Genomic DNA, 7,604 nt, shown 5'->3' with positions numbered 1-7,604 from the left:
GCTACGGTGTACACACAAGTCCTACGTGTCTGCGTTTGAGCTTGTTCTGCCCCCTAAATCCCCCAAGTTTGGGGGACTTGGAAAATTCTTGTTCCCCCAGAATTGGGGGTTAGGGGGCGATTCGATCACTTGTGTGTACACGATAGCGCAAGCGATGAGGGGGCTAAGAGTACCTCATATAATTGAAAATCACTTAGGTGTGGAGTTTGCCAATTGTATCCGCATTCTGAATCAATACTTAGTAATAGGTGAAACCGCTACTTTTGCCTTCGATTTCAAAAGTTTGTGGTTGATTGACTTTTTTCGTTGATTACTTTGTCGTGCTGTAACATACTCGATTGCAAAATTGATGGTAGTTTATTTTTACACAAACTCCTTTATCCCCATCGCGATACAAGCTATGACACTGAATTTATATTTACTGCGACATGGAGAAACTACTTTTAGTCAAAGTGGTAATTTCTGCGGTCAAACTGATGCGGAGTTGACCTCTGAGGGAGTACAGATGGCAGAGAGTTTTGCCAATGTTTATCAAAAATTGAAGTGGGATGGGGTTTATGTTAGCCCAATGAAGCGCGCGATTGCAACTGCCAAGCCATTTTGTGATGCTATCGGTATGGATATGCAGTTGCGTGAAGGACTTAAAGAAGGTAGTTACGGCGAATGGGAAACTAAGAGTAAATCCTTTGCCCAAGAGAATTACGCAGAAAATTATGTAAAATGGGTGACAGAACCAGCTTGGAATGCACCAATAGGTGGAGAAACTGCGGTAGATATTGCTAACCGTTCTATGCCTGTAATTGCTGAAATTCAAGAAAAACATCCCGAAGGTAATGTTTTAGTGGTTTCCCATAAAGCCACGATTCGGATTATGCTTTGCAGTTTACTGGGAATTGATTTAGGACGCTATCGCTATCGGGTGAATATTTTGGTCGCGTCGGTAAGTATGGTTAAATTTGACGTTAATGGCCCTTTGTTAGAAATTTTAGGCGATCGCCATCATATACCCGATCATATTCGCTCTCGTCCGGGAACATAATAGTCCCTACTAGTACAGCACGGCGTAAATAGACATACCATTCAAAATCTCTGAAAACATTACCCTGTATTCATTTTGAATTTTGAATTTTGAATTTTGAATTCCGCCTTGCGGTACTAGTAGTTTTGGGCGAATAGAATAGAGCCTCCGATGCCGCAGGCTGTACGCTACTACACAAGCAAAGTCCGCCTCCGCGGACTAACGTAAAATTAAAGTTTTTAACCCAGGTTGCTGGGTTTTATCTGTGTAGCCGCGACTTACAGTCGCCAAGGCGAGTAATTGTTTTTGCTCACGTCGGTACTAGTTCACCAGGACGTAATTTCGACCACTTACCCATTTCCCGCTTAAAGCTGAGACAACCGACAACATCCCATTCCATTTCAATTACATCTTCGCTGGTGCGGATGTTGACGTTAATGGAAGGTTCATTCGGGTCAAAGGTGGGATTTTCGGTTAAATGGGGCTGTTGGTGCTGTGCTTCTACGGCGTGGTAGGTTTCACAACTGTCTACATAGTGGCAGTTTACACAAATACACATAATAGAACTGGCTCCAAGAACCTTTCTTTATTGCTAATGTAACTTAAGCCCAAGTTTTATTCACTAGTTTTTGGGTTGATTTTTATCACAATGCAAGGTTTGATATATCCGACTCTAGTTCCCGAAAATTGGCCTTTTAGCTTGGAATGGTTGCCAAAACCTGCTTATATTGTCGGTGGTGCAGTCCGGGATGCCCTTCTGGGTAGAACTCGTGAATACTTGGATCTGGATTTTATTATACCCTCTGGTGCGGTGGCAGTAGCTGAGGCGATCGCGCGTCATTATCATGCTGGTTTTGTGCTACTTGATGCCCAAAGGCAAATCGCCCGTGTGGTATTTCCCCAAGCTACCGCCGATTTTGCCCAACAGGAAGGCGATAGTTTAGAAACTGATTTGCATAGAAGAGATTTTACAATTAATGCGATCGCTTATAATCCCCATACCCAAGAAATCATCGACCCCTTACAAGGTCGGGCTGACTTAGAACAGGGTATCTTGCGAATGGTATCACCAGCGAACCTCAAAGACGACCCTCTGCGATTAATGCGGGCATATCGTCAAGCCGCCCAACTTGAATTTACCATTGAGCCAAAAACCCAAGCAATCATTCAGACTTTGGCATCACATATTGCAGAAGTCGCAGCCGAACGAGTGCGGGTAGAAATTAATTATTTATTAGCAAATGCACAGGGGACTTTTTGGCTAACCAAGGCCGCAGAAAATGGTTTACTTGCGCCTTTGTTCCAAAATGCGACTCCCCAAAGCTTTGAAAAACTAGCAAAAGTAGACACAGTAGCCGCTATAATTGCCCAAAATTGGCCGCAACTGAGTGGAGAACTGCAACAGTCTGTCCGCGACACCGTAAAAACCACTTGGTTAGGTATTGCTAAACTGGCTTGTCTTGTTCACCCTCAGCCAGAAGTTGCCAAAATAGAACTCCAAGCACTAACTTACAGTCAGGCGGAAGTGAAAGCGGTTACCACTGCTCTGAAACTATTCCCGCAGCTAAAATCAGCTAGTATGTCTGTGCGAGATCAGTATTTTTTCTTCCAAGAAGCGGGAAATGTATTTGCGGCTACAATAATTTTAGCCTTAATAGAGAATAATTTGGTATCGGCGATGCCTGGCGACCAGTCGCTACACGTCTACGCACCATTAATCAGCCGCTACCTGAACCCTGATGATCTGGTTGCTCATCCCACTAAACTCGTCAGTGGTGACGACTTGATACTAGCATTAACTATTGAACCCTCGCCAGTAATCCGCAAATTATTGACAGAAATTGCCGTAGCTCAAGCTGAGGGTAAAATTTCGACTCCCGAACAAGCGATCGCCTGGGCGCGGAATTTACTAGTAGACTAGTAGACTAGTGACACACTTAAATTACTGTCATAAATTTTATTGTGGTGCGGGCATACTTCGACCCTTCGGCAAGCTTAGTATAAGTCTTGTCCGCGCCAGTTTGCTCAAAGACTGTCCCTGTAGATAGCTGGAAAACTCATCCAAGTTCATCAGGGGAATTTTTAGGAGTAATTGACCGAAAAGCAGCATTTTTGTGCATCATTGCCACTTGTTGCTCCTGCTGCTTTTAAAATGTATAACTCTGTGCACTATAGTTGCAATTATCTTCGCGGCATTTGCATTCTGTGATATTTCCAATGGTCTAATAGCCTAAATTCTTGAACTAGTACAGCACGGCGTAAATAAGACAACCATCAGCAATCAATGAAAAGCCTATAGAGTCAGCTTTTTGACTTTTGACTTTTGACTTTTGACTTCCGCCCTGCGGTACTAGCCTCTGTGCTGTAATTCATTTCTCCTTTAACCGCAAGTAATCCTTGGAATTTCCATCAAAATATCAATAATAATCCTCAAGTATAGTCTTTACATAAATAAAATAACCTGTGATAAATTTAGGCTTGAGTGTGGGCTAAAATATGAATGATCAGCGATGACGCTATTTTTTAGATGAATTGTATAGTAACCACTGAAAAAATAAATTTACATTAAATTATATTAAGTAGATACCAGAAAACTTTGTTTTACAGAAATAAATTGTAGATTTCGCCAAAATTACGTTGAAATCATGGAATTTGACATAATGCCAAATCAAGAAAATTCCCAACCGCCAAATATTTTCCACGTATCATTACCACAACGAATTAATGGTTTAGAGCAATTACAGACACTCATCAATCGGTTGCATTCAAAAGAAATAGAATTACTAGAAGAAAGTCAAAAACAAGACTTGGCAATTAATTCTACTCAAGAAGAGGGAATGATTTTTCAGCTAGCTGATACAACTATACAAGCCTGTAATTCGGCTGCGGAGAAAATTTTAGGATATGAGATGCAGCAAATACTGGGAAAACCTTTTTTTGCACCACCCTGGAAAATAATTCATGAAAATGGGTCAGTGGTAACACCAGCAACTCATCCGGCTATAGTTGCTCTCCAAACAAAACAGCCATGTAAAAATATGGTGATGGGCTTTTATAGACCAACGGGCAAATTAGGTTGGTTATTATTAAATTGCCAGCCTTTATTTCAAGCTAATCAAGCTGCTCCCTATGGTGTTGTCACTACATTTATTGATATTACTGAAATTAAAAGCCAACAATTGAGCAGTGATGCTGATATTGAAATTAATAAACAATTATTTATAACTGATAACCAAAATCAAGCTGATAAAGCCTTATCACAGAGTAATTTTTCCCTAAATTTATTATGTGTTACGAATTTAGATGGATATTTTCATCAAATAAACTCTGCTTTTACTCAAACACTGGGTTACTCATTTGAGGAACTGGTTTCTGACTCTTGGATTGATTTGATTCACCCAGATGAGCAAATTGCAACTCAAGCAGAAATAAATAAACTGAAAACAGATAAACTGTGTATTTACTTAGAAAATCGCTATCGTTGTCAAGATGGGTCTTATAAATGGCTGGGTTGGACAGTAACTCAGGAGAGAGAAACACAACTGATATATGCAGTCGCCCGCGATATTAGTGTCTATAAGCCAGAAATCAAACAACAAGTTGTAGAATGCACAGCCCAATTACTACCAGCCAATGCCATCTTAGCTGAACGAGAAATACTTTACCGTACTCTCATGCAGCATATCCCCAATGGTGCTGTTTACTTGTTTGACCACAATTTGCGCTACTTGGTGTGTGAAGGTACTGAGTTAGCAGTGGTGGGACTAGAAGCCAATTCCATGATTGGCAAAACTGTTGAGGAAGTATTTCCTGAAGAAACCTGTCAAGAAATAGAACCTTTGTATCGTGCAGCTTTATCAGGTAAAACGACAGTTAAAGAAATCACTTATCAAAATCAAATTTACGAAACTCATACTGTTCCTGTTCGCAACCAGCAGGGAAAAATTTTTGCAGGTATGATGTTGCAGCAGAATGTGACTAGTTGCAAGCAAAACGAAGCCCTCTTGTCCTTGCAAAAGGATATTTTAGAATTGATTGCCACGGGTGTACCTCTCCAGGAAGTCTTGGTAACTTTAGCCCAGTCTATTGAGGCTAGGTTAAATCAAGTTTTTTGCTCGATTATGTTACTTGATGAATCGCAAACGAAATTACATCTGACTGTCGGTTCTAGCCTACCAGAAAAATATACTCAATCATTAGCAGATGGTGTACCTGTGGGTGCAGACATAGGTAGTTGCGGCACAGCTGCTTATACCAAACAAACGGTAATTGTCTCAGATATTTCTAACGATGCGAAATGGGTAAAATACCGTGATTCCGCACTACCTAACAATCTTAAAGCTTGTTGGTCTGCGCCGATTTTAGATAGTCAAGGCAATGTTTTAGGAACCTTTGCACTGTACTATTCTACACCGCGCATTCCGCAAAAATCAGAACAACAACTGATTGAAAGTGCATCTCACCTCGCCGGTGTAGCCATTGAGCGCGATCGCGTAGAACAGGCGTTGCAACAAAGTGAATATCAATTGCGGCTGATGACCGAAACTATTCCGCAACAGGTATGGACAGCATTACCTAATGGGGAAGTGGATTACTATAACAATAGGTGGCGCGATTTTACAGGTCAGACACTGGAACAAGTGCAAGCTGATGGATTGTCTGATATTGTGCATCCAGAAGATATAGCCAGAGTGGAAAAATTGTGGAATCACTCTGTGCAAACTGGTAGCGAATACGAGGTAGAGGCTCGCTTGCTTTCTAGGAGTGGGGAATATCGTTGGATTTTAGAACAAGCACTGCCTTTATGTGACCAAGAAGGAAATATAGTTAAATGGTACGGTACTAATACTGACATTACAGATCATATCCAAGCTAGAGAAGCTTTCCAAGAAAGCCAATTAAATTTCCGGACTTTGGCTGATACCATGCCGCAAATTGTCTGGACTGCTCGGACTGATGGCTGGTTAGACTACTATAATCAACGCTGGTTTGACTATACCGGTATGACTTGGGAGCAAACTCAAGGTTGGGGGTGGGAAACTGTACTGCACCCCGAAGATGTACGAATGACCGTAGATACTTGGAGTGAATGCGTCGTTACAGGTAAAAATTATGACGTAGAATGTCGCTTCCGTCGTGCTAGTGATGGGCAGTATCGCTGGCATTTAAGTCGAGCTTTTCCTTTACGTAATCACAAAGGAGAGATTATCAAGTGGTTTGGGTCTTCTACCGATATTGATGATCATAAACGGGCAGAAACAGCTCTGTGGAGTGCCTTGCAACAGCAACAAGCAGCGCGTGCAGAAGCGGAAAAAGCCAATCGCATTAAAGATGAGTTTCTCGCAGTCCTTTCCCATGAACTGCGAACGCCGCTTAATCCGATTTTGGGTTGGGCGCAGCTACTGAAAACTGGCAAGTTAGACAAAGCTAAGACGGCTCAAGGTATAGAAACTATTGAACGCAATGCCAAATTACAGGTTGATTTGATTGAAGATTTGCTGGATGTATCCCGTATTCTCCGGGGCAAACTAATTCTAAATGTTTCCAGTGTGAATCTAGCAAAGACTATTTCAGTAGCCTTAGACACTGTTAGTCTAGCTGCTGCTGCGAAAGAAATTACTATTCATACTATGTTGGCGGAGAATATAGGGCTAGTGACAGGTGACCCAGCTCGCTTACAACAAATTGTCTGGAATCTGGTGTCTAATGCTGTCAAGTTTACTTCTCCGGGAGGGAGAGTGGAAGTACGGCTAGAGGAATCTGCTTCTATGGCTCAAATCCAAGTCAGTGATACGGGTAAAGGGATTAGCCCGGAATTTTTGCCCCACATATTTGATTACTTTCGTCAAGAAGATGGTTCAATTACCAGAAAATTTGGAGGACTAGGCTTAGGATTAGCAATTGTCCGGCAGTTAGTAGAGTTACATGGCGGTACTGTTAAGGCTGAGAGTTTAGGTGAAGGACAGGGAGCAATTTTTACTGTGAGTCTCCCGTTGAGTAGACGCGTAGCGACTTATCGTCAGACATCGCCTCAGCCAGAGATCGGATTAGATCATGCACCGCCGGCATCAACGTTAAATTTAAATAGCATGAAAATCTTAGTTGTGGATGATGATGCTGATTCGCGGGATTTTATCGCTTTTGTGCTGAAGATGTATGGCGCAGAAGTGACGAAAGTGGCTTCTGCATTGGAAGCATTGCAAATTATCGTCAAGTCTCAGCCAGATGTGTTAGTCAGCGATATTGGGATGCCTTTGATGGATGGCTATGAGTTGTTACGCAAACTTCGGGTTTTACCGCCAGAAATCGGTGGAGAAGTTCCGGCGATCGCTCTCACAGCATTTGCGGCCGAGTTTGACCAAAAACAGGCGATCGCCGCAGGTTTTCAAATGCACATCCCTAAGCCAGTGGAACCAGATACTTTAGCCGCCGCAGTTGTGCAATTAGTTAAGAATAATGCGTAATTCGTAATTCGTAATTCGTAATTCGTAATTCGTAATTCGTAATTCGTAATTCGTAATTCGTAATTCGTAATTCGTAATTCGTAATTCGTAATTCGTAATTCGTAATTCGTAATTCGTAATTC

At 41.9% G+C, this 7,604-nt stretch carries 4 protein-coding genes; 3 read left to right on the top strand and 1 reads right to left on the bottom strand.

Annotation, left to right across the window (positions count from 1 at the left end):
• The first annotated feature begins 400 nt into the window (after positions 1-400).
• On the top strand, positions 401-1,039 hold the full coding sequence (locus AACX33_RS03520; RefSeq protein ID WP_194003275.1) for a histidine phosphatase family protein: 639 nt from the start codon (positions 401-403) through the stop codon (positions 1,037-1,039).
• 289 nt (positions 1,040-1,328) lie between these two features.
• Here the strand turns inward: AACX33_RS03520 and AACX33_RS03515 are convergent, their stop codons facing one another.
• Positions 1,329-1,577, bottom strand: a complete 249-nt coding sequence (locus tag AACX33_RS03515) for a Ycf34 family protein (RefSeq protein WP_089092100.1) — start codon at positions 1,575-1,577, stop codon at positions 1,329-1,331.
• A 90-nt stretch (positions 1,578-1,667) separates the two neighbouring features.
• On the opposite strand from AACX33_RS03515, the gene AACX33_RS03510 reads away from it, so the two are divergent.
• Positions 1,668-2,939 carry a CCA tRNA nucleotidyltransferase gene (locus AACX33_RS03510; RefSeq protein WP_194003273.1) on the top strand — a complete coding sequence of 424 codons (1,272 nt, stop codon included), beginning with the start codon at positions 1,668-1,670 and terminating at the stop codon, positions 2,937-2,939.
• A gap of 739 nt (positions 2,940-3,678) precedes the next feature.
• On the top strand, positions 3,679-7,482 hold the full coding sequence (locus AACX33_RS03505) for a PAS domain S-box protein (RefSeq protein ID WP_194003271.1): 3,804 nt from the start codon (positions 3,679-3,681) through the stop codon (positions 7,480-7,482).
• The last annotated feature ends 122 nt before the right edge of the window (positions 7,483-7,604 follow it).

Origin of the sequence: Nodularia sp. LEGE 04288, assembly GCF_963896525.1 — a bacterium.
Taxonomy (GTDB): Bacteria; Cyanobacteriota; Cyanobacteriia; order Cyanobacteriales; family Nostocaceae; genus Nodularia.
The sequence above is the reverse complement of the archived record's forward strand: the minus strand, read 5'-3'. Positions and strand labels throughout refer to the sequence as shown.

Coding starts and splice junctions, on each gene's coding strand:
- AACX33_RS03515 (WP_089092100.1), bottom strand. CDS start 1,577: ATGTGTATTTGTGTAAACTGCCACTATGTAGACAGTTGTGAAACCTAC.
- AACX33_RS03505 (WP_194003271.1), top strand. CDS start 3,679: ATGCCAAATCAAGAAAATTCCCAACCGCCAAATATTTTCCACGTATCA.
- AACX33_RS03520 (WP_194003275.1), top strand. CDS start 401: ATGACACTGAATTTATATTTACTGCGACATGGAGAAACTACTTTTAGT.
- AACX33_RS03510 (WP_194003273.1), top strand. CDS start 1,668: ATGCAAGGTTTGATATATCCGACTCTAGTTCCCGAAAATTGGCCTTTT.